Here is a 24,838-nt window from a genome sequence, read left to right as displayed (position 1 = left end):
CCATGGTCTCCGAATCGACGGATCCGTCAGCTCCGGCGTCGGGTTGCCCGTGGAGCGCGCGTGAGGCCGAACTCTTGGCCGTGACGCTGAAACTGTTGCAGCAGCATGGATATGAGCGTCTGACGGTGGAAGCCGTCGCGACCGAGGCCAAGGCCAGCAAGTCCACGATGTACCGGCGCTGGCCGTCGAAGGCGGACCTCGTGCTGGCGGCCTTCATCGAGGGCACCCGCGAGTCCTCCATCCCGCCTCGCACGGGCTCTCTGCGCGGTGACCTGCTCGCCATCGGCACGTCGGTGTGCGAGCAGAGCCGGGAGCACGCGAGCACCATGCGCGCGGTGCTCGACGAGATGTCCCGCAGCGAAGCGCTGAGCGCCGCCATGCAGGAGAAGTTCGTCTACCACCGCAACGTCCTCATCAGGGAGGTGCTCGGTGAGGCCGTGGCACGCGGCGAGATTCAGGCGGAGGCGATCAACCCGGAGATCTGGGACGTCCTGCCCGGATACCTGGTGTTCCGCTCGCTGGTCTCGGAGCGACCGCCGACGGAGGAAACGGTGCGCGCCCTGGTCGACGAAGTTCTGATGCCCAGCCTCACTCGAGATAGGACGTCTGGTTGACCAGTCGCACCGACGAGCCGCCGTCGGGGTAGAACTCCGCGACCGACAGCGACGCCAGGTCGAGGTGCAGCCGATAGAGGATGCCGGAACCCGCGTCCAGCGCCAGGCGCAGGATGGACTTGATCGGCGTCACGTGCGACACCACCAAGACGGTCGCGTCGCCGTACTCGGCGATGATCCGGGTGCGCGCCCGCCGCACCCGCGCCGCGACGGCGTCGAAGCTCTCCCCGCCACCGGGCGGTGCGACGCTGGTGTCCCGCAACCACGCCCCGTGCACCTCTGGATCTCGTTGCGCCGCTTCGCCGAACGTCAACCCCTCCCACGCGCCGAAGTCGGTCTCGATCAGGTCGTCGTCGACGGTGACGTCGAGGCCCAGTTCCTTGGCGGCGGCCGACGCGGTGTCGTGGGCGCGCTGCAGAGGCGACGAGACGACGGCTGCGATGCCGCCCCGCCGGCCGAGGTAGCGAGCCGCGGCGTCGGCCTGTTGCCGCCCGAGTTCGGTGAGCGGAGGGTTGCCCTGACCCGAATAGCGCCGGTCCACCGACAGCGCGGTCTGCCCGTGCCGCAGCAGGAAGAAGCGGGTCGGGGCACCCCGTGCACCGGTCCAGCCGGCCGGGGAGACCACCGCCGCCGACGCCCCCGTCGGCGCGAGCTCCTCGGCCGCGGCGTCCATGGCCTCGTTGGCCAGCCGGTCGGCATGCGCGTTCTCGGCCCGCGGGATCCACGAGAAGGTGACGCCGCCGAACGCGCTGGCCAGCTCGACGGCGCGCTCCCGCAACGGAATCAGGTCGGGATGCTTGACGCGCCACCGCCCCGACATCTGCTCCACGACCAACTTCGAGTCCAGCTGCGCCACCACCTCGGTGGCGCCCACCTCGGCCGCCGCCTCCAAACCCGCGATCAGGCCGCGATACTCGGCCACGTTGTTGGTGGCGCGTCCGATGCCCTCCTTGCGCTCGGCCAGCACCGTGCCGTGGTCCGCCGACCACACCACGGCGCCGTAGCCCGCCGGGCCGGGGTTTCCTCGCGACCCACCGTCGGCCTCGACGATCACCTTCATTCGCTGAAGTCCCTCACCCGCACCAAGATTGCCGAGCACTCCGGGCAGCGGAGCACCTCGTCCTCCCGCGCGGCGGAGATGCGGGCCAGCTCTCCCCGGTCGATCTCGATGCGGCACGCACCGCACCGCCGCCCCTGCAGTCGACCGGCACCGACGCCGCCCTGCGCCCGCTGACGTTCGTAGAGTGCCACCAGTTCGGACGGGGCCGACGCCGCCAGCTCCTCGCGGCGGGACAGCGCCTGGTGCCGGGACTGGTCGATCTGCACCAGCACCTCGTCACGCGCGGCCGTGGCGGCCACGAGGTCGGTGTGCATCTCCTCGATCCGATTCTGCTGTTCCAACAGGTCGTTCTGTAGCTTCTCGCGGCGCTCCATGATCTCCAACAAGGAATCCTCCAGGCTCTCCTGGCGGCGTTGCAAGGCCTCGAGCTCGTGCTGAATCTCGCCGACGTTCTTGGCGTCCACCGTGCCCCCGGCGAGCAGGCCGCGGTCGCGGTCTTCGCGCTTGCGCACCGAATCGATCTCGCCCTCGAACTTGGCGACCTGTCCGTCGAGGTCTTCCAGTGCAATGCGCAGCGTCGCCAGCACGTCGCCGGCCGCGCGGTGCTCGGCCTCGATCGTGTCGAGCCGTTGCTGCTCCTCGAGGTGCTTGCCCCGGTGGACGAGGCGGCTCAGCTCGGCGTCGACCGCCGCGATCTCGAGGACCAAACGCTGTTGTGACTCTTCGGCTTTCATGTGGTGCTGATGTCCTTCTCTAGATTCCAGGGATCCGTCCGGACCGGGCTGACGCGCACGTCGAGTGCCTCGCCGAACTGCTTGCGCAACAGCGCCTCGGCTTGGCCACACCACGGGTACTCACTGGCCCAGTGGGCGACGTCGACGAGGGCGACGTCGGAGGTGCGGAGGTGCTCGTCGGCCGGATGATGTCTGAGATCGGCGGTGACGTAGGCGTGCACGTCCGCCGCTGCCACGGTGTCCATAAGCGAATCGCCCGCCCCGCCGCAGACCGCCACGCGCGACACCACCGCATCGGGGTCGCCCGCGGCCCGCACTCCCCACGACGTGGCGGGAAGTCCGCGATTCACCCGAGTCACGAAGGCGCGCAAGCTCTCCGGGACGGGCAACGCACAGATGCGGCCGATGCCGACGTCGGAGGGCAACGGCGCCAGGGCCACCACGTCGAACGCGGGCTCCTCGTACGGATGCGCGTGTCGCAAGGCGCCCAGCACCGCGGCACGCCGACCGGCGGGGGCGATCACCTCGACGCGGTCCTCGGCGACGAATTCGACGTCACCCACCGTGCCGATCGCGGGTGCGGCCCCGTCGTGCGGCAAGAACTGCCCCGTGCCCGCGACGGTCCAGCTGCAGTGCGAGTAGTCGCCGAGCGCGCCGGCGCCCGCGGCGAACAACGCCGCGCGCATCGCGTCGGTGTCCGCGGCGGGGACGTACACCACCCACTTGTCGAGCCGGGCTCCGTCCGACACCGGCGACAGCACGTCCTCCACGATCAGCCCGAGCGCCTCGGCGAGCGCATCCGACACCCCCGGAGCCGCCGAGTCGGCGTTGGTGTGCGCGGTGAACAGCGCGCTGCCGCCGCGGATCAGGCGGTGCAGGATCGCACCCTTCGCCGTGTTCGTCGCCACCGTGTCGACGCCGCGCAACAGCAGCGGATGATGGGCGAGAAGAAGGCCCCGGTCCGGTACCTCGGCGACGACGGAGGTGGTCGCGTCCACCGCGATCGTCACCGACTCGACCGTCTCGGACGGGTCGCCGCAGACCAGCCCGACCGAATCCCAGTCCGCGGCCAAGGCGGGCGGGTAGGCACGCTCCAGCACCTCGATCACGTCGGCCAGCCGCGCGCTCATCGCCGTACCTCCCTTGCCGTTGTCTCGACGAGAGCCTACGACGTCACCAGCGCAAAGAGACGTTCCGGCGGCCGTGACGGTGCTTCGTCGACCCCGCGACCCGCAACCCCCGACGACCGCACGGAACCGCCCGCGACGGGACAGTAGACAATGGACGGGTGAGTCCCCAGCTGGTCATCTTCGATCTCGACGGTACGCTCACCGATTCCGCCCCCGGCATCGTCGCGAGCTTCCGCCGGGCGCTGGGTGAGATCGGTGCCACGGTGCCCGACGGCGACCTCGCGAGCCTGGTCGTGGGCCCGCCGATGCATCAGACGCTGGCGGCGATGGGTCTCGGCGACCGCGCGGATCAGGCCTTCGCCGCCTATCGCGCCGACTACACCACCCGGGGCTGGTCGATGAACAGCCTGTTCGACGGTGTGGCTGACCTCCTTACCGACCTGCGCACGGCCGGCGTGCGGTTGGCCGTCGCCACGTCGAAGAACGAGGTGACGGCCCGTCGGATCATCGAGCACTTCGGCATCGAGGAGCACTTCGAGGTGATCGCCGGAGCCAGCTCCGACGGATCGCGGTCCGCCAAGGCCGACGTGGTGGCGCACGCCCTGGCCCAACTCGGGCCGCTGCCGGACCAGATGCTGATGGTGGGCGACCGGTCCCACGACGTGCTCGGCGCGGCCTCGCACGGCATCGACACCGTCGTCGTCGAATGGGGTTACGGCGCGTCGGACTTCGACGGCCCCGACGCGGTCAGCGCATTCACGTCCGTGGCGACGATGGCCGATCTTCGGGAGGTGCTCGGTGTCTGACCCCCTGCACGTGACGTTCGTGTGCTCGGGCAACATTTGCCGGTCCCCGATGGCCGACAAGATGTTCGCCCACCAGCTCTCCGAACGCGGCCTCGCGGACGTAGTGCGGGTGAGCAGCGCCGGCACGGGCAGCTGGCACGTGGGCGACCCCGCTCACGAGCGGGCGGCGCACGTGCTCCGGGAGCACGGCTATCCGACGTCGCACCGCGCCTCCCACGTCGGCGACGACCACGTGGCGGCCGACATGGTCGTCGCGATGGGCCGCAACCACGTCCGCATCCTGCGGGACCTCGGAGTGCCCGCGGACCGGATCCGGATGATGCGCTCCTTCGACCCGCGCTCGGCGGCCCACGCCTTGGACGTCGAGGACCCGTACTACGGAACGCTGGAGGACTACGAGGAGACCTTCGCCGTCATCGAGGCGTCGCTGCCCGGCCTGCACGACTGGGTCGACGGGCAGCTCGAACGACGCGGGATCGCGGGCTGATGCCCACTGGATCCCCGGGTCGCTCCGCTCCCGCCCTGCACCGCTTCGCGTTCCTGTTCAAGCCGCAGTGGCTGGCGCTCTACGTCGTCGCGATCGCCTTCGCCTACCTGTGCTTCACCGTGCTCGCGCCGTGGCAGCTTGGCAAGAACACGACGACGTCGAGGGAGAACGCGCAGATCTCCAACTCGGTGTCCCAGCCCCCGGTCCCGCTGACGACGCTTCTGCCGCAACAGGATTCCGCGGCACCCGGTGACCAGTGGCGACAGGTCACCGCCACCGGCAGATACCAGCCCGAGGCGCAGGTGCTGGTGCGGCTCCGCGTCGTCGACGGCGACCCGGCCTACGAGGTGCTCCTGCCGTTCCACGTCGACGGCGGCCCGACGGTTCTCGTCGACCGCGGGTACGTCAAGCCCGAACGCGGCACGCAGGTCCCGGACTTCGCCGCACCGCCGACCGGGACCGTCACGATCACCGCACGGTTGCGCGACCCCGAATCCGTCGTCGCCGGCAAGGAACCGTTCCGCGAGAACGGCATTCAGCAGGTCTATTCGATCAGCACCGACCAGGTGGCCCAGGTGACGGGCGTTCCGCTGGCGGGGTCGTACCTCCAACTCGTCGACGGTCAGCCCGGCGGACTCGGGGTGATCGGCCTGCCCCACCTCGACGCGGGCCCGTTCCTGTCCTACGGCATCCAGTGGATCGCCTTCGGGATCGTCGCGCCGATCGGCGTGGGCTACTTCGTCCTGGCCGAGGTCAAGCAGCGCCGCCGGGAGAAGGCTCAGAGCGACTCGCGGGCCACCACGTCGGCGCCGCTCACCGCCGAGCAGAAGCTGGCCGACCGCTACGGCCGACGGCAGTGACGGCGACGGCGATCCCCGCGGCCGCGAGCTGAACGGCCCGCGACAACCGCACCGACCGCATGACGTCGGCGACCTCGGGCGCCTGCCCCTCCCCCAGCGTCGGCCGGATCTCGAGGCGGTGGGCGTACTGCGTGGGTCCGCCGAGGCGGACGCCGAGCGCACCGGCGAACGACGCCTCCACTACCCCGGCGTTGGGGCTCGGGTGGCGTGCGGCGTCCCGGCGCCAGGCGGCCACTGCCGCGCGTGGGGACCCCGAGACGACGGGGGCGCACGTCGCCACGAGGAGCCCCGTCACACGGGCAGGCAGGTAGTTCGCGACGTCGTCGAATCGTGCTGCCGCCCAACCGAAGTGCAGGAGGCGCGGCGACATGTGGCCAATCATCGCGTCCAGGGTGTTTGCCCCCCGGTAGACCAGGAGGCCGGGCGCCCCGCCGATCGCCCCCCACCACAGCGGCGCCACCTGGGCGTCGGCGGTGTTCTCGGCGACCGACTCCACCGTGGCCCGCGCGATGCCGGCCTCGTCCAGCGACTGGGGATCGCGTCCACACAGTGACGGCACCAAGCCCCGCGCCCCGTCGACGTCACCGGCGTCGAGGAAGTCCGCCATGGCCGCTCCCGTGCGGCCCAGGGACGTCCCACCCAGGGCGACGTACGTCGCCGCGGCCGTTACCGCCGCCGTCCATCTCGGTCCTCGCCGCGCCGCGGCCCGCTCGGCCAGCACGCCGAGGACGCCGAGCGCCCCGAGCAGGATCCCCGTGTGAGCGACGCCGGCGGCTCGACTGTCGGAATAGGTCACTCGCTCCAGCGACGCCGCGGCGGTCCCGAACGCCGCCACCGGGTGACCTCGGCGGGGGTCGGCCCACAGCACGTCCGCCAGGTAGCCCAACGCCAGGCCGACGGCTCGGCCGCGGCGGTGGGACTGGGACACCCCGGCAGCGTCTCACGAGCGGCGTGCCCCACCGCCGCCGGCGTCAGCCGCGACGCGTCCGGGGCGATGCTTCTGCCGATCGTCACCGGGGCGCTCGCGCGTGTCGGCGGTTCGCTTGGACGAGTCCGCGGACGTCTTGTCGGACGACGCGACCGCACGCGTGGGACTGTCGGCTGCGGACCTCGACGTGGCCGGTGCGGCAACCCGGGCCGTCCGTTCCGTGCGCAGGGCTTGCCGGTCGAGCTTGCGTTGGACCACTGGGTCTTTGGCCAGCGTCGAGGCATCGGTGGTCGACACCTGGACGCCACCCGTCGGGGTGACCACGTAGCGCTGGTCTTGGGCGGGCGCCGCCGGCGCGGCAGGCGCGGTGGCAGCCGCGGCCGGCACCCGAGGGAGATCTGCCGAGACCATCGCCGTCGCCTGCTGGAGCGCCGTGGCCACTGCCTGACCGGCCGCGGCGAGGGAATTCGCCGCCATCTGCATCGCGGCTTCCATCGGGTTCGACGGCACGGCGTCCGGGGTCGCGGCCGTCGCGGGGGCCTCGGCGACGGCGGTCAAAGCGGCGAGATCGGCCGGCGCCGCCTGCTGCGCGTCCGGGAGGGCCAGAGCCATTCGCGCCATCGCAGGCGTCGTGTTCTTCTGAGTCGCCAGCTGCTGGATCACGTAGGCCGCCGGCTTCCACGTCCCGTCGGAGCGGATGACGCCGAAGGTGTCCTCGGGGTCGGTGCTCGCGGTGTTGCGATCCTGCAGGGTCCACACGAACGTCGGACCGGTGTAGCCAAGCGTCCGCCACTTCGTGAGCATGTCCTGCAGGTACGCGGCTTGATTCGCTTCTCCCGCAACCGAACTCGGCTCGCCATATTCACTGGCCCAGATCAGCTTGCTGCCGTCGCCGTTGGCGACCATCAGGTCGTGAATGTCCGCCAATTGGTTGATCGGCGAGTCCGGCAGGGAGCCCCCGTCGGAGAACGGGGTCGTGTACTGATACGGGTGGAACGACAGCGCGTCGAAGTACGGCTCGCCACCTGCGGCGTAGATGCCGTTGACGAAGTCGACCGGATTCATGGTCAGGTTGCCGTAGGTGACCACCTAGCCTACGACGCCACCGATGACCGTGGCATGCGGATCCGCGGCCTTGATCTGCGGGTACGCGGCCTTCAACAGCTCGGTGTAACCCGCCGGATCGGGTTGCGGCGAGTAGAACGCGTACGAGTTGGGCTCGTTCCAGATCTCGTAGGCACCGACCTTGCCCGCGTACCGCGCCGCCACCGTGCCGGCGAAGTCGCCGTATGCGGCGGGTGAAGCCGGCGCTCCGCTGAGCGCGGGCTGCCCCGGCTCGGTCGCCCAGGACGGGGTGGAGTTGATCACTCCGAGCACGCCCATGCCGCGGGAGTCGGCGGCGTTGACCATGTAGTCGACGGTGCTCCAGTTGTAGTAACCGGGGTAGTACTCCACCCCGGCCCACGGGATCATCACACGAACGTTCTCCACACCCATGGCCTGCATCTGGTCCAGTTGTGCGTCGATTTGCGTCGGCGTCATGCCGTACAGGTCGGAGTCGGCGAACCCGACGGTGTCGCTGGACTCGTCGATGGCGGCGAGCGGGGCGACGTTGATCGTCGCAGTGCGCATGCTCGGCACGATCGTAGTGGCGCCGACTGCGGAAACGGCCACGGTAGCCATCCCGGCGACGACGACTCTGACTACCGCTGGATGCCAGCTCCTGTCACTACTTTGCCCCATGACACTCTCACTCTCCTGATTCAGGTCCACGGTTCGACGTGCACCGCCGATCCCCATGTACGAAGTGATGCCCGGTCGCCATGTGACCTAACCCACGATTTTCCTGTAGATAATCTTTGAACAGCACGTTTACCCCATGGCCACGGTCTGGGCTGACCCCAAATTCGACGTCGCTCATCGATTTCAGCAAATTAGACGCCAGCGTGAATCGACGGGCTCGAAATCGCGACGAACGGGCATTTGTCATTTGCTGATCAAATGTCCGCGCCATTTAGAGCACAACAAATGAAGATCAAAGATTGGGCTTTGTCGCCGGCGGACGAAAACGTTTCAGTCCACGATCGTTCACCAACTGAACCCGCCAGCCGTGACGCGCACCAGCGTTTGCATGGCAACCACGACACCCTTGACGGAACCGCCGCTCGTGTCAGCGCCACTGCACGCAAGGGGGTCGAACGCATGTTCTAATGGAGCCCCCGCCTGCCCGCTCGCCGTGGGCGACCGTTTGAAGGAGAGAGCCGCACCGATGACCGCAGACACCCTGACCGCAGACGCGCCGTCCGCCGACGTCGACGAGCTCGAATCCCCGGCGACCCCGCTCACGAGCACCCCGGCAGCGTCGCCCGACACCGCCACCGCCGAGAAACCCGCCAAGGCCCCACGGAAGAACGCCGCCAGGAAGACCAAGACTCTCGAGTTGACGCTCACCGTGACGGGCACCGCCGACGGTGAGTGGCGCGCGGAGCTCAAGCAGGGCACCACCTTCCTGGCGCGCGACCTTGCCGTCGCAGCGGCCGCCGTCTCCCGAGCGGCCAAGGAACTGCACGCCGACCTCTCGACGCCAATCGACGCCGTCATCGAGGAGGCGCGCTCGCAGCAGGCCGCCAAGGTCGCCGCGCTCGAAGCCGAACTGGAGGCTGCGCGAAGGTCTCTCGCCGACCTGGACTGAGGCGCCGCTCGCCGCCGTTTGCACTCTGATTCGATGTCCGTCAATATCGACACATGTCGAATCCATCGAACGCCGCCCCGGACGACTGCTGCGTCACGGCGCCGGTGCTGCGCGAGCCGCTGACGGAGTCAGCCGCCGTCGCGATGGCCACGAAGTTGAAGGCGCTCTCCGACCCGGTGCGGTTACGACTGTTCAGCGCCATCGCCAGCCATGCCGGCGGTGAGGCGTGCGTGTGCGACGTCTCCGGCGGGGTCGCCGTGTCTCAGCCCACGGTGTCCCACCACCTCAAGGTCCTCCGCGACGCCGGTTTGTTGACCTCGCAGCGGCGGGCGTCGTGGGTGTACTACGCCGTAGTTCCCGAGGCGCTGCACGACATCTCGGCCCTGCTCGATCCCACCACGCCGGTCACCACGTGACGTCGGCGGCGCCGGTCGTGGCCAAGCTGTCCACGGTGGACCGGTTCCTGCCGGTGTGGATCGGCGTCGCCATGGTCGCCGGCCTACTGCTGGGGCGGGGGATTCCGGGGTTGAACAGGGCGCTGGAAGGCGTTCGGCTCGACGGCATTTCGCTGCCCATCGCCCTTGGGCTGCTCATCATGATGTACCCGGTGCTGGCCAAGGTCCGCTACGACCGCCTCCACACCGTCACCGGCGATCGCAGGCTGCTGGTCAGCTCGCTCGTGTTGAACTGGGCCTTGGGTCCGGCGTTGATGTTCGCGTTGGCGTGGTTGACGCTGCCCGACCTCCCCGAGTACCGGACTGGGTTGATCATCGTCGGTCTGGCTCGCTGCATCGCGATGGTCGTCATCTGGAACGACCTGGCTTGTGGCGACCGGGAGGCCGCCGCCGTTCTCGTGGCGCTGAACTCGATCTTCCAGGTCGCCATGTTCGCCGCCCTGGGGTGGTTCTACCTGTCGGTCCTGCCCGGCTGGCTGGGTCTCGAGCAGACCACTGTCAGCACGTCACCGTGGCAGATCGCCAAGTCCGTTCTCGTCTTTCTCGGCATTCCCCTGCTCGCCGGGTACCTGTCTCGCCGACTCGGCGAAGGAGCCAGGGGCCGGGAGTGGTACGAATCGACGTTCCTACCGCGGATCGGGCCGTGGGCGCTCTACGGGCTACTGTTCACCATCGTCATTCTCTTTGCGCTACAAGGGGAACAGATCACCGACCGCCCCCTCGACGTCGTGCGCATCGCGCTTCCGCTGCTCGCCTACTTCACCGTCATGTGGGGCGGCGGGTTCCTGCTCGGCGCCGCGATCGGTCTGGGCTATCAACGCACCACCACCCTGGCGTTCACCGCGGCGGGCAACAACTTCGAACTCGCGATCGCCGTCGCCATCGCCACGTACGGCGCCACCTCCGGCCAAGCCCTCGCCGGGGTCGTCGGACCGCTGATCGAGGTTCCCGTCCTCGTCTGCCTGGTCTACGTGTCACTGGGGTTGCGCCACCGATTCGCCGACCGACACCCGGCCGTCTCGACGGGACAGACGACTTCGTGACCACCCCGTCCGTCCTGTTCGTCTGCGTGAAGAACGCCGGCAAGTCACAGATGGCCGCCGGACTGATGCGCCAGCTCGCCGGTGACACCGTGGAGGTCCATTCGGCCGGCACCGCACCGGGCACGGCCGTCAACGACCTGTCCGCGCAGGCACTTCTGGAAGTCGGGGTGGACATCAGCTCCGAGCAACCCACCCGAGTGGATTACGAGCTGGCCCGCGACGTCGACTTCGTGGTCACCCTCGGCCGAGAGGCCCGTCTCGACCCGCTCCCGGGAACCCGGGTCGAGAACTGGGACACCGACGAGCCCTCCGAACGCGGCGTCGACGGCCTCGAACGGATGCGTCTGGTGCGCGACGACATCGCCGCCCGCGTGCGACGCCTGTATTCCACACTCGTCGACGCCACCCCCTAACGGGGCGGCGGCACGCCAATCAGTGAGCGGTTCGCCTGCGGTACTGCGCAATCTTGGCCCGGTTGCCGCAGCGTTCCATGGAACACCACCGCCGCCGCCCGGACTGCGAGTCGTCGACGAACAACAGCGAGCAGTCCGGGTGGGCGCATTCCTTGATCCGCTCTCGCGGTGAAGCGGTCAGCAATTCCACGGCGTCACGGGCCAGGCTCGCCATGGCCGCCTCGACGGGATCACCGACCGACGTCCACGACCGGCCCGTCCCCCGCAACTGCGGCGCGAGGTCCGGACGCACCGCCCACTCGTTGACCAAAGTCACGTCGGCGCCTACCAGGGACGTGCCGGCCATGGCGGCACGCACCAGGCGGTAGACGGCCTCCCGCAGTTCACGGAACGGCATCACGTGGCCCTCGCACGCGGAGACGTCGGGAGGCACCGGGAGGATGTCGGAGGCAACGAGCCACTGCGACAACGCCTTTCCGTCGGGAATCCGCTCGACCGGATCGGCGTGACGACGCCCGAGCGTGGCCGTCAGGTTGAGGCACCGTCGGCCCCCGTCGAGGGGAAACCTCGAATCGCCGCCGGAACTGGTCGCGTCCATGCCACCCACTATAGGGGTTGACACCCCTTCAACCGGTGTCAATGATGGAAACCTGTTCAACCAGTTACCTGGGAGCGTCGATGCGTGCAGTTCAGCTCACCGAGTTTGGCCCGGCCCACACGCTGCGGTGTTCCGAGATTCCCGACCCCACAGCGGGTCCCGGTGAGATCGTCGTCGCCGTGGCCGCGGCGTCGGTCAACCGGGCCGACCTGCTCTACCGGTCGGGCAGGTATCACGCCGGGCCGCCGTTGCCAGCCGTGCTGGGTGGCGAGGGCGCCGGAACAGTCGCCGGCATCGGGCCCGGTGTGACCGGCTTCGAGGTCGGCGACCGAGTGGTGACGTGGGGCGCCAGCGGGGCGCCCGGCTGTTACGCCGAACAGGCGGCAGTCGGTGCGGACAGGGCCCTGGCGATCCCGCCGGAGGTCGAGCTCGTCGCCGCCGCGGCGGTGCCGATCGCCTGGTTGTCGGCGTGGTATTGCCTGCGTCACTTGATCAAATTGGGCGACGGTGAGACCGTGCTCATCACCGCTGCGGCCAGTGGCGTCGGCAGCGCGGCGGTCCAGATCGCGCAGGACGTGGGCGCAACGGTCATCGCCGTCGTCGGCCACGACGAGAAGGCCTCGTGGGTAAGGGATCTCGGCGCCCACCACGTCCTGAACCGCACGCGCGACGACGTCGTCGAGCGAGTTCGCGACCTCACCTCCGGCAGAGGTGCCGAAGCGGCCCTCGACCTGACCGGCGGAGAGACGTTCACCGCCTGCGTCCGCGCGGTCGGTCACGCCGGCCGAGTCGCGGCGATGGCGAACGTGGCGTTGGCGCCGAGCACTCTGGACACCCGCGACTTCTACCCGAAGAACGCGTCCATCCACGGCTTCCAGATCAACGACCTGATGGGTCATGGATGGGATCCCCGCCCCGATTTGACCGCAATCCTGAACGGAATCGCGGCCGGGCGCTTCCGCGTCCCGATCGAGAAGACCCTGCCGCTCGAGCAGGCCGGGTTGGCCCACGAGCTGCTCGAATCAGGCGAAGTCCGGGGGAAGATCGTCCTGACGACGTGACCGTCACGCGCGAGCCCTGACCGCGGCGGCAAAGGCGTGCGGCGCTTCCGACTGCGGATAGTGGCCGACTCCGTCGAGCGCGGTCACCGTGGCGTGGGGCAGCAGGCGGGTCGCTTCTGCGAGCACGTGGCGTCCGGACACTGGATCGTCCATACCCCACACCAGATGCACCGGGCCGCCCCACGCCGACAGCGCGTGCTCCCAACGACGGTGATGGATCTTGCGTTCGGCGTTGTACCGAATGTGCCTGTGCGCCAGCCGGTGCCCATCCAGACGTGACACGCCCAGCCAGAGCTGGTCGAACTCGTCATCGGTCAGATCGCGGCCACGGAGCGCGTCCAGGCCGGTCCGCAGGCGAGCACCGGTGATGCGGCTCGCGATCCAACGGCCGATGACGGGCCGAATGAGCAATCGTTGCAGACGGGTTGGCTTGTAGGCGCTGAACACCAGCCCGAAGTTGGCGGCAATCAGACGCTCGATGGTGAACGCGAGGCGGCCGGCGACGGCTCGGTGGATCAACTCCTGACCGACGATGCCGCCGTAGTCGTGGACCACCAGGTGCACCGACTGCAGGCCGAGGTGCTCGGCCAATTCCTCGACGATGTCGGCCGATTCGGCAACGGAGTAGTCGTAGGGATTGGGTTTGTCGGAAGCGCCATAGCCGAGGAAGTCCACCGTGACCACCTCGTGGTCTGCGACCAGGTCTTCGGCGACGACGGCGTAGTCGTAGGACCACGTGGGGAATCCGTGCAGCATCAGCACGGTGGGTCCGTGGCCCCGCCGGCGGAAGGCGATGCGGTGTCCGCGACTGCTGGTCAGGCTGTCGCACTGGCCGATCCATTCGCGGGCGGTCGGCACGACGCGGTCGGTGTGTTCGCGGTGGTTCACACGCGTTCCCCTCGATTCAGAAGTGCACGTGCACTCAGATACAGTTGTGTATCACAATGCAGATGTGTCATTCTCCTGTCAAGAGGAGTTCGGAGCTCCTTCAGGATCGGACAGGAGCGAGCGTGGTTCGCATGACGCGCGCCGAGCAGCGGGCCGTCACCCGTGAGCGGTTGATCGGCGCTGCCGGAAAGGTTTTCTGCCGCACGGGATTCGAGGCCGCGCCGATCGACGTCATCGCCGAGGAGGCGGGATACTCCCGCGGCGCGTTCTATTCGAACTTCGAGTCGAAGGACGAACTCTTCGTCGAGCTCCTCGGGCGCCACCTCGACGCCGAAGTGGACACGTTGGGCCACGCGCTCGAGAGGATCACGACGGCGCGGGACCTCGCCCCGGCGATCGAGCGTCGTTATCGCGTGCTCGGCGAGAACGACGGCTGGTGCCTGTTGACCACCGAGTTTCAGCTCTACACGATGCGTGGCGGAACGAAGGCCAGCCAGTTCGCCGAGATGTACGAGTCGTATCGGCAGCGGCTGGCGGCTCTGATAGCGACGCACTTCGACCGACTTGGCATCGAATCGAGTTTGACGCCATACGAATTCGCCGTGTCCCAGATTGCCCTGTCACATGGCCTGGCCCTGCAGCGCGCCGCGAACCGGAGTCTCGAGGACACCCTTCCGGCGCGGGCGCTCGCGACGTTCGTACGCGGCGCGCTGTCCGAACGGCGACACGACTCCCAAGACCATCCGGCCAACGGCTGACAGCCCGCGGTACTCGTCACTCCCCGTCGAGCTCGTCCAAGATCGGCGACAGGGTCTCCCAGTTTTGCTGGGTGGCCTCCGCGGCACCCTCGGCATCACCCTGACGGCAGAGTTCGATGATTCGCTTGTGCTGCGCTATCGACTGACGGCCAGAGAGCGACGAAAAGCGCAGAAACTCGACGCGGCGAAGCACCGGGGTGACCTGTTCGAGGACGACCGGAATCGCCTCGTTCAGGCTGGCGACGACGAAGATTCCGTGGAACAGATCGTCTGCGCTCAGCCCGGACTCGGCGTCTGCTGCGGAGACGGCCGCGGCGAACTCCTTGTTCGCCCTCGCCAAAGCGGCGTATTCGGGCTTCCCCATCAGCGGAACCGCAATCCGCACGGCAAGCGCGTGCATGGTCGCCACGACGGCCTGTGCGTCGAGTACCGCCTTGCGTTCGATGGTCGACACCACCGTCGACCGACCAGGCAACGTGTGGACCAGCCCCGCCGTCTCCAACCGGGCGATGGCTTCCCGGATCGGAGTGCGACTGATTCCGAGCCACTGCTCCAATTCGGGATCGCGCAACGTCTCCCCGGGGGCAAGCGTGCCGTTGACGATGGCATCCCTGATCGACACGTATGCCTGGTCTCGCAGCAGCGACCGTCGATGTCTTCCGTGCTCGTCTGGGACCGGCATGCAGAATATCTTAGGCCATGTCCTACGTCGGAAGTCAGCGACGAACCGACGGCACGACACACGCAAATGTCATGCGGGTGAATGATGTTCACAGGTGACACCGTGAACGACTCTGCGATGCTCACGACGCGTCGACCCATTGGCAGCGTGCGGTATCTCCACCCCTTCGTGCCCAAGCGCCACCCCTTCCAGCAAGGCCGAACGCAATTGGTGACGTGCCCGATGGAGGCGGGACCCCACGGTGCCCACCGGCACACCCTCGATCTCTGCGATGGTCCTCATCGGTAGTTGACTGACGTCGGCGTAGAACAGGACCGACTGCAGAAGGGCTGGCAGCGACCGAATACCCTGCACCAGATGATCATTGGGAAGTTGACCCAACGCCGTCTCCTCCGCTGAGGGATCAGTGAATCCCCGCTGCCCCTCGATCGGGAACGAGGTGTCCGCGTCCGAGCCGGTCAGCACGACCGTGGGGCGTCGCCGCGCCTTGCGGTAGTCGTCGATCCAGATGTTGACCATGATCCGCGTCATCCAGGCACGAGTGTTCGAGCCCGGGGTACAGGATTCGTAGCGCAGCCACGCCTTGACGAATGTCTCCTGAACGAGATCCTCGGCGTCGTGGACGTTCATGGTGTAGCGGCGCGCCGTCCGGAGTAGTTCGCCGTGCAACGGGAGTGCCTCGCTGGCGAAACGTCGTTCCAGCCGCCCGCGAGTCGTAGCGTCGGCGCCTCGGCGGCATCCCGAGCGAGACGGGAGTGGTCGCCCACTCGAGGGTCCAGCCACCCCGGGAGGCATCATGGAAATCGCCCGCGAATCAGGTCGGAAGCCTTCTCGCCGATCATGATTGACGCGGCGTTGGTGTTGACGGATACGATTCTGGGCATGATCGACGCGTCGGCTGTTCGCAGTCCGGACAATCCGTGGACTCGCAGTTCCGGGTCCACCACCGCCTCGGACCCGGTTCCCATCGCACAACTGCCGACCGGGTGGTAGTACGTCCCGGTGCCGTGCGCCAAGAACGCCCGCAGCCCGGGCCCGTCGGTGACGTCGGGCCCGGGGTGCACCTCGCGTCCGCGCCATGGTCTGAACGGTTCGCTGGCCGCGATGTCACGGGCCACGCGCAGGCCGTGCATCATCCGCTGCACGTCGGACTCGGCACCAAGGTAGTTCGGATCGATCAGTGGCGGGGTGGCGGGGTCGGGCCCGGCGAGGCGGATGGAGCCGCGGGCTTCGGGCACCGTGGCGATCCCGAACGTGAAGCTGTTCAACGGAGCTGCCAGGTGCGGCAGGTGGAACGGCACGTGGATGAACATCAGCTGCATGTCGGGACCGCTGAGCGACTCGTCGCTGCGCCACAGCATCGAGGTCTCGGCGAGGTTGGTCTGAGCATCGGGTATCGGCTGCGTTGCTTCGTAGACGACACCGCACAGCGGGTGGTCGTGGAGGTTGCGGCCCACTCCAGGCAGGTCGTGCACGACGGTGACACCGGCGGCCTCGAGCTCCGCGGCAGGCCCCACCCCGGACAGGAGCAGCAACCGTGGCGAGTCCACCGCACCCGCACTCAGCACGACCTCGGCATCCGCGTAGGCGGTCACGAGCTTACCACTGCGCTCGAATTCGACTCCGACACAACGATTCTTCTCGACCAGGATCCGACGCGCCCGGGACTCGGTGGAGATGGTCAGGTTGGGTCGGTGACCACTGACCGGGTGCAGGTACGCCTCAGCGGTGCTCTGTCGCCTGCCCTGCGAGATCGACAGGTCGTGCCAACCGGCACCTTCGGCAAGGCCGCCGTTGAAGTCCTGGGTCAACGGAAAGCCCGCCGCGACGGCACCGTCGAGGAAGACGCGCGACAGGGGGTTGGCGACCTCCGACGGGGCGGGCGCCGGGTGCATCGGTCCGTCGGTGCCGCGATACCGCGGATCCCCGTCGCGCACGGTCTCCATGCGGCGGAAGTAGGGCAAGACCGACTGATAGTCCCAGCCCGCGCAGCCGGCCGCGGCCCAGGCGTCGAAGTCACTCGGGTGGCCCCGCAGGAACACCATGGCGTTGATGCTGCTACTGCCGCCGAGGGTGTGTCCGCGCGGCCAGTTACGGGTCAGGCCATCGGCGTTCGCTTGCGGGACGGTGTCATAGGCGTAGTCGACGTCGGTACCCCACAGTGTCGGCCAAGCCGGCGGCGTGGCGATCTGCGGTCTCGTGTCGGCCGGGCCGGATTCGAGCAGCAACACGCGGACGGCCGGGTCCTCCGACAGCCGGGCGGCGATGACGGACCCGGCCGAGCCGGCGCCAATCACCACGTAGTCGTAGCGGTCGGTCTTCGATGTTGCGGCCCGCCATTCTGGTCTGCCGCCGGTAGTCGTCATGTCCTGCACACTCTTCTCAGTCGTTGGATTCATTGCCGTGACGGGTTGCGGCGTCAGGCGATTGGGTTCTTCGGCTGCAGCACGAAGTCGTAACGCGCAATCAGCCACGGCACATTACATTCGCGGCCGTCCGGGGTAGGCCCTGGTCGGCGGCGCTCGAACTCGACGACCAGCTGGTCCTTCACTCCGAAGACGGCGTCGGTGTCCAGGTATTGCGCACCCTTCGGAAACAGGTGGGTGACGAGCCGTTCGTGGCCGGGGACGTCGACGAGGAAGTGGACGTGCGCGGGCCGGTAGTGGCTGATGTCGGTTCGCGAGATCAGCTCGCCAACAGGGCCATCCATCGGGATGCTGTAGCTCAGCGGTGCGATCGTCCGCACGCAGTAGGCTCCCGTCGACGTCGAGGTGTACTTGCCGCGCAACCGGGCCTCGTCGACCTCGAGCTGGGCCTCATAGGCACCGTCGGCGTCGGCCTGCCACACGTCGAGTACCGCGTCAGCCACGGGCGTGCCACCCAATTGGCGGACCGTGCCGACGATGAAGAGCGGTGTGCCGGGCACCCCATCGGCCATGTCCGCGCCGAATTCCAGCATGGGCGAACCGTCGACGTGGAAGGGGCCGAGCACCGTCGCCGGCGTGGCGGCCGGGTCGAGGCGGTGGTTCATTTCGACGACGAGGGTCGACAGGCCCAAGACGTCCGAGGCAAGGATGAATTCCTCACGTTTGCCGTCGCTGATCTGCCCCGCACGGCATAGCCACTCGACGGCGGCCGACCATTCCGGCTCCGTGAGCCCGACCCTGCGGGCGAAGTCGTGCAGGTGCCGAACCAGCGCCTGCATGACGTGGGCCAGCCGTGGATCGTGGGCGCTGGACCAGCGCTCCGCGGCGACGGCGGTGATGTTCTGTTCGGTGATCGGTTGCATGTGTCCGTTCCTCTTTCGTGTGGCGCGCTGACGAAGCGGGCGGGGTCAGCCGAGCGTGGAGTCGGCAGCCTGGATGATGAAGTCCGCGACGGCGTCGGGTTGCGACACGGCCACCGCATGAGATGCCTTGATTTCGAGCGTGTGCGAATGCGCCCGCTCCCCCATGAACCGCATCGCCTCCGCTGGAATGGCGAGATCGTCGGTGGTGACCAAGTTCCATGACGGAACGGCCTTCCACGCGGTCTTGGTGGCCGGTTCCTCCAGTGCGGCTTCGGTGATGGGCCGTTGAGCGGCGGCCATCAACGCGGTCACGTCCTCGGGCACGTCCGCAGCGAACACCCTGCGGAATTGGTTCTGCTCGATGTAGAGGTCGCTGCCCTCGCTCCCGTCGGAGAGCGGGATGGGCAGGGTCTTCAGCGCGGGACCGAGTTCGCCCCCCGGGAACTTCGCCGCCAATTCCGCCGTGCTCTCCCCTGCCTCGAGAATGAAGCTGGCGATGTACACCAGCGCCTTCACGTTCGGTAGACCGTCGGCGGCCTGACTCATCACCGACCCGCCGTAGGAGTGCCCGGCCAACACCACGGGGCCCCGCACACCGTCGACCACACTGCGCACGTGCTCGGCATCCGTGACCAGCCCTCGCAGCGGATTGGCCACCGCGACGACCGGATATCCGTCAGCCTTCAGTGACCTGACCACCCCGTTCCAACTCGACGAATCGGCGAACGCGCCGTGCACCAGCACCACCGTCGGCTTTGCGGCCCCCTGCGTGGCGTACGCCCCGCCACAACCGACTGTCAGCGCCGCCACGGCAACACCCGCCGTCATCGCCGTCTTGAACGTTCGGAACGTCATTCGTGCCCTCTCCAGGTTGAGGCGCACCTCGTCGGCGTCAATCGATCCTGCCGAATCGGTGTCCAATATATTGCACATTGCATGTTGATAAACGGGCCCCATCAGGATTTCATTCCACGGCGTGCCAGTCTTGGTCTGTCGCAGGCAGTTTCAAGCCCGCCGGACGGCGCCACGGTCGGGTCACATCTGCGGCCACGTGAAGACAAAAGGCTTCGCGGTCGTTTCACGATGTGTACCGACCCGTCGACACACTACGAGGACGATCGTGGACGAGCAGGCAAACCAGATGACCCCCAACACCGGCGTCGGCCGCCCCGCGACTGCGGTCGGCCGAGGATCGCTGCGCGCGCGACTGGCCGCGCGACTCCTCGCGGGCCACCTCGACCGGCAATTGGCCGTGGGGTTCGTCGGTCCGGGCGGCAGCGCACTGGCCATCCGCGCGGCCCGCCTCGAATCCGACGACGAACGCCATTCGGTCGCCCGCGCCCTTCGCCGGGCCGTCGACGAATCGCGGCACGGTCGCCCCCTCGGAGCCCCCACGGTGCCCGTCAACCGTCACAACGTCGCCGCCGCAGAAGACGTGATCGACGCCATCACCCTGCGACTGCATTCGCCGCGGCGGGTGAACGCTCGGGGAATGGCACGCCTGCACGGAGTGCTCTCCGACGGATGCGGGCCGATGTATGCCCGCGGCGGCGGCAATCTCGCCGACCGCCTCCGCGCAGCGCTCGCCGCACTCTGACGCCGGGTGTTGACCCTCCCCCAGGGGCAGACCGCACGCCGTTGAGAGCGCCGCCCGCTCGGTGCCGACGGATGACCGAGAAGTTCCCCTCCACACCGAAGACGACGATGAACGCGACGCCCTCGTTGCGCACGGCTCTCCGGAGACCGTCTACCGGCGCCTCGACGAGGACTTGTCCGCCGGCGCGGACCACGTCGGCATCCAGGTCTTGACCGGTGAGCACGACGCCAGCCTCATGCCGGCGTTCCGGGCCCTCGCTACCCACCGACCTTCATCGTAAGTCAAGACCGTTGCCTCACAATGACTCTCATGTCCGTAGGCCTGCTCGACCAGCACCCGCGGACACTGTCCACTTCGCCAGGAAACACCGAGCGGTCTGCATGTGGTGAATTCGGTGGCGCCAGAAAGACGTAGCCGTGGACCGGCCGGCGTCGCCCGGTCGCCTGAGCGCGGGAAGCTACTGCGAGTCGTCGGCCGCGGCGGTGAGAAGGCGGGTGGTCTGCGCGTCGACTGCGCGTCTCAGCTCCGCCTCTGGCACGTCCTCGAGCCCGGCGGCGGCGCGTAGGAACGGGCCGAATAGTCGCCATCCCAGCCCTAGGGCCACGGCGTGCGCGACGGCGAGTCGAGCCTCGGCTTCGCTGTCGTGGCAAACCCGGAAGCGGTCGACCAACGTCGAGACGTTCGGGAATCGTCGTTGCAGCTCGCCCGGGTCGTAACCGTCAAGGACGCTGCGGGCCAATACTTTCCATTGACGCTCGATCATGGTCTCGACGACGGCCGCGTCGACGCCTGCCCCTCGGGCCGATTCCAGCTCCCGGGCCAGGTAGTCGAGTACGGCGCCGACGAGCTGATCCTTGTTGCCCACGTGTCGGAAGATCAAGCCCTGGTTGACACCGGACCTCGCGGCGACGTCGCGCAACGAGGTGGCCGCGGGTCCACGCTCGGCGAAGAGATCTGCGGCATGCGTGAGCACCTTGGCGGTGGTGGCGGCCCGACTGGAGTTCGGATCCGCCCGAGGCCCCTCCCGCGGTGTAGTCATTTGACTAACTTAACGTGTAGATTGGTGTAGTCGATCGACTACATCAGATGTCGCGAAGCCTAGAGGAGCAGTCATGACGACCCTGACGGAACCCCCGCACCCGACGGTCATGGACGGATATCCCCTCGTGGCAGGACCCTTCGGACATCTCGCGGCCGAGCGAGAGCGACTTTCCACACTGCGGTGGAGGCACTTTCACGCCAAACAGATCGGCGCGACGTTGGGCGCGGAGATCTCGGGCGTGGACCTCGACCCATCCCTCGACGAGGCGGTGATCACCGAGATCCTTCACGCGCTGCACGAATACAAGGTGCTGTTCTTTCGAGCCCAGAACATGACCGGCACGCAGCACGCCGCTCTTGCCCGACGATTCGGCGACTTGGAGGTCCATCCCCTTCTCGCCGCGAGCGGTGACGAGGACGCCCTCGTGCGATTCGAGAAGAACGCCGGGGTCTCGGGCGTGGAGAACCTCTGGCATCACGACGTGACCTGGCGCCCCTTGCCCTCGATGGCAGCGATGTTGCACGCCGTCAGGGTTCCCGACATCGGCGGAGACACTCTGTTCTCCGACATGTACGCGGCATACGACGCGCTCGATGAGAAGACCAAGGACGAGATCGACGACTTGTACGCGGTCCACGACGTCACCCACGCGTTCGGTCCGCACCTGGATGCAGCCCGGGCGGCCGAGATGCGCGCGATGCACCCACCGGTGCGGCATCCAGTCGTCTGCACGCACGCGGTGACCGGTCGCAAACACCTGTACGTAAACCGGGCGTTCGTCAGCCACTTCGAGGGCAGGGACCGTGCCGCCAGCCTCGAATTACTCGACCGGCTGTGCAGGTTCGCCGACTACCCCGAGCATCAGGTCAGGTTCACGTGGTCGGAGGATTCGGTGGCCTTCTGGGACAACCGCGCGGTGCAGCACTACGCGGCCAGTGACTATTGGCCCCAGGTCCGCATCATGGAACGCGCCTCGATCATCGGACCCGTACCGGTTCGTTGACGGTCCTCGCCGGAATCGGCTGTCGCACAGTCACACTGACGGTCATATCGCCATCGACGAGTTGGGTGTTCGCGGCCCTTTCAGAGGTGGACACCAAACGACAGGGTGACCCAGTTGCTGAATTCGGTGGCGAGGTGCCAGCGATGAGCAGCGACCATGGCTGACGGAAACAGCTTCGGAACTCAACGCTAAGCAGTGCTTTAGTGGTCAGGACAGGCGGCAACCATGTCTGCCTCGGCGTTGGTGGCCGTGATGTCGTCGAACCACTCGCCGAAGGTAGACGCCGAGCAGCCTGGGACGGATCCGCGGTGTCCAGGGTGTGCACGTCGTGTCCGAGGATTTCGGCCACCGCGCGCCGACCCATGCGTGAACCAAGCTTCTTGAGCCGTGAGAGCTGCTCACCGAGTCGCAATAGTGGCCACGCCACACCGACTTCCACGCTTCAACCCCAACACCGCCGCACCCCCACGACAGCGGCGCTCGGACATCGAGCGCACGACGACACGAGGGAGACCAACTCACGAACAGCGTCAGCATCATCGGTACGGGCACCATGGCCCGCACCGTCGGCATCCTGGCGGCCGAGTGCGGCAACGCCGTCGACATCGCCGGCCGCGACGCAGCCAAGGCCACCGAGCTGGCCGAGACTGTCGGCGGCGGCACTACGACCGCAGAGTTCGGTGTTGCCCCGGCCGGGGCGCCAACCGGTCACCTCGCCGAATCCAACCTGGGCCCGCCGACGTGCGCGACGTCGTCAGAACCATCGCCCGGACGGTGGAGTTGGGCCCTCAATTGGGTGGATCAACAACGATATTGCGCGTTGCCGGTCCCCTGTCACCCGTCGGTTCCCGGGGTCCCGTTTCCGCCGCCGCCGGTGCCGCCGGCCCCTCCCGAGCCGTTGTGACCGTCTGTTCCCGTTCCCCCGTTGCCGCCGTTGCCGCCGACGCCGAGTGTGCTGTCGCCGCCGTCTCCGCCGTTGGTGCCCCGGCCGAAGCCCGCATCGCTCGGGTGTACGCCGTTTCCGCCGTTGCCCCCATTGCCGCCGGTGCCGCTGTAGCTCGAGCCGCCCTTGCCGCCCACACCGCCGAGGGAGTAACCAACACAGGTGGCCGTGCAGGTGCCGGTGCCGCCGTCCCCTCCTCTGCCACCAGCGCCGGCTTGGTTCTTGCCGCCGTTGCCGCCGTTGCCCGCGTACGCGTATCCGACGCCGCTGACCGTCGAGTCGCCGCCCCTGCCGCCGTTGCCGGCGGTGGTTCCGCCCGCCCCCTTGGACCCGTTGGTTCCGCTCACGGTGCCGGTACCGCCGGTGCCGCCCGCCCCGCCGAGGCCAACGTCGCCGCCGTTGCCCCCGCTCTGCACCGCAGGTCGTCCGCCATCGAGGCTGGCGTTCACTCCGTCGGTGCCGTCGGCCCCGTTACCGCCGGTGCCACCGTTGCCCCCGCGGCCGCCGTTGCCGAGCGCTCCGGTCGTGCCATTCGTTCCTGCGGTTCCTCCGGCGCCGCCAACTCCGGCGGCGCCGCCGGTGCCGGGCTGACCGCCCGCTCCACCATCACCGCCATTGCCGCCGGCCTGTCCGCTTAGCCCGTTGCCGCCGTTGCCACCCGACGACGTGGACTTCTGGCCGTCGGCCCCGTTCGCCCCGTCGGCACCCTCGCCGCCGACACCACCGGTTCCACCGTTGCCGCCGGTGCCGCCGTCTCCGTTCGCCCCCACTGACGCCGCCGCACCGAAGAGCCCTGAGGTTCCGGCAAAGCCACCGCTACCGCCCGCACCGCCCGCACCGCCGTTGCCGCCGGTCTGTCCTGAAGTACCGTCGCCGCCGGGGGTCGTGGCTGCCAACCCGGCGATCCCGGCTCCGCCGTCGCCACCTGCTCCTCCGTGACCGCCGGCACCACCGGCTCCACCAAGACCCGTTAGCAGCGCACCGTTGCCGCCGGCACCGCCGGCACCGCCGGCACCGCCGCCTTGACCGGCTGACCCGCTCATACCATCGAGACCGGCGGCCCCAGCCCCACCGCTGCCGCCGTTGCCGAAGAGCAGTCCGGCGTTGCCGCCCTTGCCGCCGGCCTGCCCGGCGAGGACGGCGTTGCCGCCGGCACCGCCGTTGCCAATGAAGAACGCACTTCCCCCGTTACCGCCGTTGGCTCCGTTGCCACCGTTGCCGAAGAACAGACCGCCGTTACCGCCGTTGCACGCCGCACCCACGCAGTCAGCGGCGGCGTCGGCGCCGTTGCCGAACAACCCGAACAGCGGACCCACCGACGCCCCGACCCCAATCATGGGCGCCGACGAGGTCATGTTCTGCCCCCCAGAGGTGAGACACAGCGGCGCGGCCAGGGTGCACGACGCAGTTCCTGCCGCCCGTGCGTCGGCGTGCGCAGCCCCGGCGCCGCCCAACACCACCGCACCCAATCCCACGGTGAGAGCCCCGGCGGAGAGCCAACTCGACACCGGCAGCATTCGGCGAGCGGTCCGATCAGTGACGTGGGTAGCGGTGGTGCGGTGTCGTCCCGTCATCGGGGTCTCCTTCAATGGGTTGCGTGCGTGTCGCAACCAAGGCATGAACGCAGGTGGCGCCCCGTTGCTGGAGCGACTTCCCGCAAATTAACGCACCGCTGTCCTCGCACCCCGCGATATCACCGTCCGTGCCCGCATTTGCAGTAGCCGCACGCCCACATTGCAGTAGTGCTCGCAGCGC

Annotated in this window: 28 protein-coding genes; 13 read left to right on the top strand and 15 right to left on the bottom strand. The window is 68.4% G+C overall.

The genetic code is table 11. The features are described 5' to 3' along the window. Positions 1 to 2: 2 nt before the first annotated feature. Positions 3 to 614: a TetR/AcrR family transcriptional regulator gene (locus H7J06_RS26740; protein ID WP_264042422.1), complete on the top strand. Its 612-nt coding sequence runs from the start codon at positions 3 to 5 to the stop codon at positions 612 to 614. On the opposite strand, the gene H7J06_RS26735 is transcribed toward H7J06_RS26740, so the two are convergent. Genes H7J06_RS26735 through H7J06_RS26725 form a run of 3 tightly spaced genes read right to left on the bottom strand, consistent with a single transcriptional unit; the run spans position 589 to position 3,538 of the window. Continuing rightward, positions 589 to 1,674, bottom strand: a complete 1,086-nt coding sequence (locus H7J06_RS26735) for a bifunctional RNase H/acid phosphatase (RefSeq protein ID WP_264042421.1) — start codon at positions 1,672 to 1,674, stop codon at positions 589 to 591. The two genes, H7J06_RS26740 and H7J06_RS26735, sit on opposite strands and share 26 nt — an antisense overlap. Next, the gene (locus H7J06_RS26730) at positions 1,671 to 2,408 is read right to left on the bottom strand and encodes a zinc ribbon domain-containing protein (protein WP_264042420.1); all 738 of its coding nucleotides are present in this window, start codon (positions 2,406 to 2,408) and stop codon (positions 1,671 to 1,673) included. The genes H7J06_RS26735 and H7J06_RS26730 overlap by 4 nt, the downstream gene beginning before the upstream one ends. Further along, on the bottom strand, positions 2,405 to 3,538 hold the full coding sequence (locus H7J06_RS26725) for a Nif3-like dinuclear metal center hexameric protein (protein WP_264042419.1): 1,134 nt from the start codon (positions 3,536 to 3,538) through the stop codon (positions 2,405 to 2,407). Before H7J06_RS26725 ends, H7J06_RS26730 begins: the two co-directional genes overlap by 4 nt. A gap of 158 nt (positions 3,539 to 3,696) precedes the next feature. Here H7J06_RS26725 and H7J06_RS26720 point away from each other — a divergent pair, with 158 nt between their 5' ends. Genes H7J06_RS26720 through H7J06_RS26710 form a run of 3 tightly spaced genes read left to right on the top strand, consistent with a single transcriptional unit; the run spans position 3,697 to position 5,691 of the window. Next, positions 3,697 to 4,344: an HAD-IA family hydrolase gene (locus H7J06_RS26720; protein ID WP_264042418.1), complete on the top strand. Its 648-nt coding sequence runs from the start codon at positions 3,697 to 3,699 to the stop codon at positions 4,342 to 4,344. Continuing rightward, positions 4,337 to 4,831: a low molecular weight protein-tyrosine-phosphatase gene (locus H7J06_RS26715; RefSeq protein ID WP_264042417.1), complete on the top strand. Its 495-nt coding sequence runs from the start codon at positions 4,337 to 4,339 to the stop codon at positions 4,829 to 4,831. The genes H7J06_RS26720 and H7J06_RS26715 overlap by 8 nt, the downstream gene beginning before the upstream one ends. Positions 4,832 to 4,866: 35 nt before the next feature. Next, a complete protein-coding gene (locus H7J06_RS26710) occupies positions 4,867 to 5,691 on the top strand; it encodes an SURF1 family cytochrome oxidase biogenesis protein (protein ID WP_264042481.1) in 825 nt (274 codons plus the stop codon). On the opposite strand, the gene H7J06_RS26705 is transcribed toward H7J06_RS26710, so the two are convergent. Genes H7J06_RS26705 through H7J06_RS26695 form a run of 3 tightly spaced genes read right to left on the bottom strand, consistent with a single transcriptional unit; the run spans position 5,645 to position 8,251 of the window. Further along, complete coding sequence (locus tag H7J06_RS26705; RefSeq protein ID WP_264042415.1) at positions 5,645 to 6,619, bottom strand: cobalamin biosynthesis protein; 975 nt, start codon at positions 6,617 to 6,619, stop codon at positions 5,645 to 5,647. The genes H7J06_RS26710 and H7J06_RS26705 overlap by 47 nt on opposite strands. A gap of 12 nt (positions 6,620 to 6,631) precedes the next feature. Beyond that, positions 6,632 to 7,708, bottom strand: coding sequence for a hypothetical protein (locus H7J06_RS26700; protein WP_264042414.1), 1,077 nt, complete (start codon positions 7,706 to 7,708; stop codon positions 6,632 to 6,634). Beyond that, on the bottom strand, positions 7,709 to 8,251 hold the full coding sequence (locus H7J06_RS26695) for a cellulase family glycosylhydrolase (protein ID WP_264042413.1): 543 nt from the start codon (positions 8,249 to 8,251) through the stop codon (positions 7,709 to 7,711). It abuts the gene before it with no gap. 396 nt (positions 8,252 to 8,647) lie between these two features. Here H7J06_RS26695 and H7J06_RS26690 point away from each other — a divergent pair, with 396 nt between their 5' ends. The 5 genes from H7J06_RS26690 to H7J06_RS26670 are packed head-to-tail and all read left to right on the top strand — an operon-like array spanning position 8,648 to position 11,222. Then, positions 8,648 to 8,830, top strand: coding sequence for a hypothetical protein (locus tag H7J06_RS26690; protein ID WP_264042412.1), 183 nt, complete (start codon positions 8,648 to 8,650; stop codon positions 8,828 to 8,830). 58 nt (positions 8,831 to 8,888) lie between these two features. After that, positions 8,889 to 9,311: a DUF6319 family protein gene (locus H7J06_RS26685; protein WP_264042411.1), complete on the top strand. Its 423-nt coding sequence runs from the start codon at positions 8,889 to 8,891 to the stop codon at positions 9,309 to 9,311. A 53-nt stretch (positions 9,312 to 9,364) separates the two neighbouring features. Then, positions 9,365 to 9,727: an ArsR/SmtB family transcription factor gene (locus H7J06_RS26680; protein WP_264042410.1), complete on the top strand. Its 363-nt coding sequence runs from the start codon at positions 9,365 to 9,367 to the stop codon at positions 9,725 to 9,727. Further along, entirely contained in the window at positions 9,724 to 10,809 is a 1,086-nt protein-coding gene (arsB, locus tag H7J06_RS26675) for an ACR3 family arsenite efflux transporter (protein WP_308205837.1), read from the top strand. Before H7J06_RS26680 ends, arsB begins: the two co-directional genes overlap by 4 nt. Next, a complete protein-coding gene (locus H7J06_RS26670; RefSeq protein ID WP_308205836.1) occupies positions 10,806 to 11,222 on the top strand; it encodes an arsenate-mycothiol transferase ArsC in 417 nt (138 codons plus the stop codon). Before arsB ends, H7J06_RS26670 begins: the two co-directional genes overlap by 4 nt. A gap of 19 nt (positions 11,223 to 11,241) precedes the next feature. Here H7J06_RS26670 and H7J06_RS26665 read toward each other — a convergent pair whose 3' ends face one another. Then, positions 11,242 to 11,820 carry a CGNR zinc finger domain-containing protein gene (locus tag H7J06_RS26665; RefSeq protein WP_264042409.1) on the bottom strand — a complete coding sequence of 193 codons (579 nt, stop codon included), beginning with the start codon at positions 11,818 to 11,820 and terminating at the stop codon, positions 11,242 to 11,244. An 80-nt stretch (positions 11,821 to 11,900) separates the two neighbouring features. Here H7J06_RS26665 and H7J06_RS26660 point away from each other — a divergent pair, with 80 nt between their 5' ends. Continuing rightward, a complete protein-coding gene (locus H7J06_RS26660; RefSeq protein WP_264042407.1) occupies positions 11,901 to 12,881 on the top strand; it encodes a quinone oxidoreductase family protein in 981 nt (326 codons plus the stop codon). Positions 12,882 to 12,884: 3 nt separating this feature from the next. Here the strand turns inward: H7J06_RS26660 and H7J06_RS26655 are convergent, their stop codons facing one another. Further along, complete coding sequence (locus tag H7J06_RS26655) at positions 12,885 to 13,769, bottom strand: alpha/beta fold hydrolase (protein WP_264042406.1); 885 nt, start codon at positions 13,767 to 13,769, stop codon at positions 12,885 to 12,887. A 131-nt stretch (positions 13,770 to 13,900) separates the two neighbouring features. Here H7J06_RS26655 and H7J06_RS26650 point away from each other — a divergent pair, with 131 nt between their 5' ends. Further along, positions 13,901 to 14,527 (top strand): TetR/AcrR family transcriptional regulator, encoded by a 627-nt coding sequence (locus tag H7J06_RS26650; protein ID WP_264042478.1) that lies wholly within the window; start codon positions 13,901 to 13,903, stop codon positions 14,525 to 14,527. Between the two features lie 16 nt (positions 14,528 to 14,543). Here the strand turns inward: H7J06_RS26650 and H7J06_RS26645 are convergent, their stop codons facing one another. From H7J06_RS26645 to H7J06_RS26625, 5 genes are all read right to left on the bottom strand, one after another. After that, entirely contained in the window at positions 14,544 to 15,209 is a 666-nt protein-coding gene (locus tag H7J06_RS26645; RefSeq protein WP_264042405.1) for a GntR family transcriptional regulator, read from the bottom strand. A gap of 69 nt (positions 15,210 to 15,278) precedes the next feature. Further along, a complete protein-coding gene (locus H7J06_RS26640; RefSeq protein WP_264042477.1) occupies positions 15,279 to 16,004 on the bottom strand; it encodes a sigma-70 family RNA polymerase sigma factor in 726 nt (241 codons plus the stop codon). After that, on the bottom strand, positions 16,004 to 17,575 hold the full coding sequence (locus H7J06_RS26635; RefSeq protein WP_264042404.1) for a GMC family oxidoreductase: 1,572 nt from the start codon (positions 17,573 to 17,575) through the stop codon (positions 16,004 to 16,006). The genes H7J06_RS26640 and H7J06_RS26635 overlap by 1 nt, the downstream gene beginning before the upstream one ends. 53 nt (positions 17,576 to 17,628) lie before the next feature. Then, a complete protein-coding gene (locus H7J06_RS26630) occupies positions 17,629 to 18,498 on the bottom strand; it encodes a dioxygenase family protein (protein ID WP_264042403.1) in 870 nt (289 codons plus the stop codon). A gap of 45 nt (positions 18,499 to 18,543) precedes the next feature. Beyond that, positions 18,544 to 19,431, bottom strand: a complete 888-nt coding sequence (locus H7J06_RS26625; RefSeq protein WP_264042402.1) for an alpha/beta fold hydrolase — start codon at positions 19,429 to 19,431, stop codon at positions 18,544 to 18,546. Between the two features lie 187 nt (positions 19,432 to 19,618). On the opposite strand from H7J06_RS26625, the gene H7J06_RS26620 reads away from it, so the two are divergent. Continuing rightward, the gene (locus tag H7J06_RS26620) at positions 19,619 to 20,095 is read left to right on the top strand and encodes a hypothetical protein (RefSeq protein ID WP_264042401.1); all 477 of its coding nucleotides are present in this window, start codon (positions 19,619 to 19,621) and stop codon (positions 20,093 to 20,095) included. Positions 20,096 to 20,552: 457 nt separating this feature from the next. On the opposite strand, the gene H7J06_RS26610 is transcribed toward H7J06_RS26620, so the two are convergent. Beyond that, positions 20,553 to 21,134 carry a TetR/AcrR family transcriptional regulator gene (locus tag H7J06_RS26610; RefSeq protein ID WP_264042399.1) on the bottom strand — a complete coding sequence of 194 codons (582 nt, stop codon included), beginning with the start codon at positions 21,132 to 21,134 and terminating at the stop codon, positions 20,553 to 20,555. 73 nt (positions 21,135 to 21,207) lie between these two features. Here H7J06_RS26610 and H7J06_RS26605 point away from each other — a divergent pair, with 73 nt between their 5' ends. Further along, positions 21,208 to 22,140, top strand: a complete 933-nt coding sequence (locus H7J06_RS26605) for a TauD/TfdA dioxygenase family protein (RefSeq protein ID WP_264042398.1) — start codon at positions 21,208 to 21,210, stop codon at positions 22,138 to 22,140. A gap of 834 nt (positions 22,141 to 22,974) precedes the next feature. On the opposite strand, the gene H7J06_RS26600 is transcribed toward H7J06_RS26605, so the two are convergent. After that, positions 22,975 to 24,657 carry a PE family protein gene (locus H7J06_RS26600; RefSeq protein WP_264042397.1) on the bottom strand — a complete coding sequence of 561 codons (1,683 nt, stop codon included), beginning with the start codon at positions 24,655 to 24,657 and terminating at the stop codon, positions 22,975 to 22,977. Between the last annotated feature and the right edge of the window lie 181 nt (positions 24,658 to 24,838).

The sequence above is a fragment of the Mycolicibacterium hodleri genome (assembly GCF_025822245.1).
Lineage (GTDB): Bacteria > Actinomycetota > Actinomycetes > Mycobacteriales > Mycobacteriaceae > Mycobacterium > Mycobacterium hodleri.
This window is presented reverse-complemented; position numbering and strand designations above follow the sequence as displayed.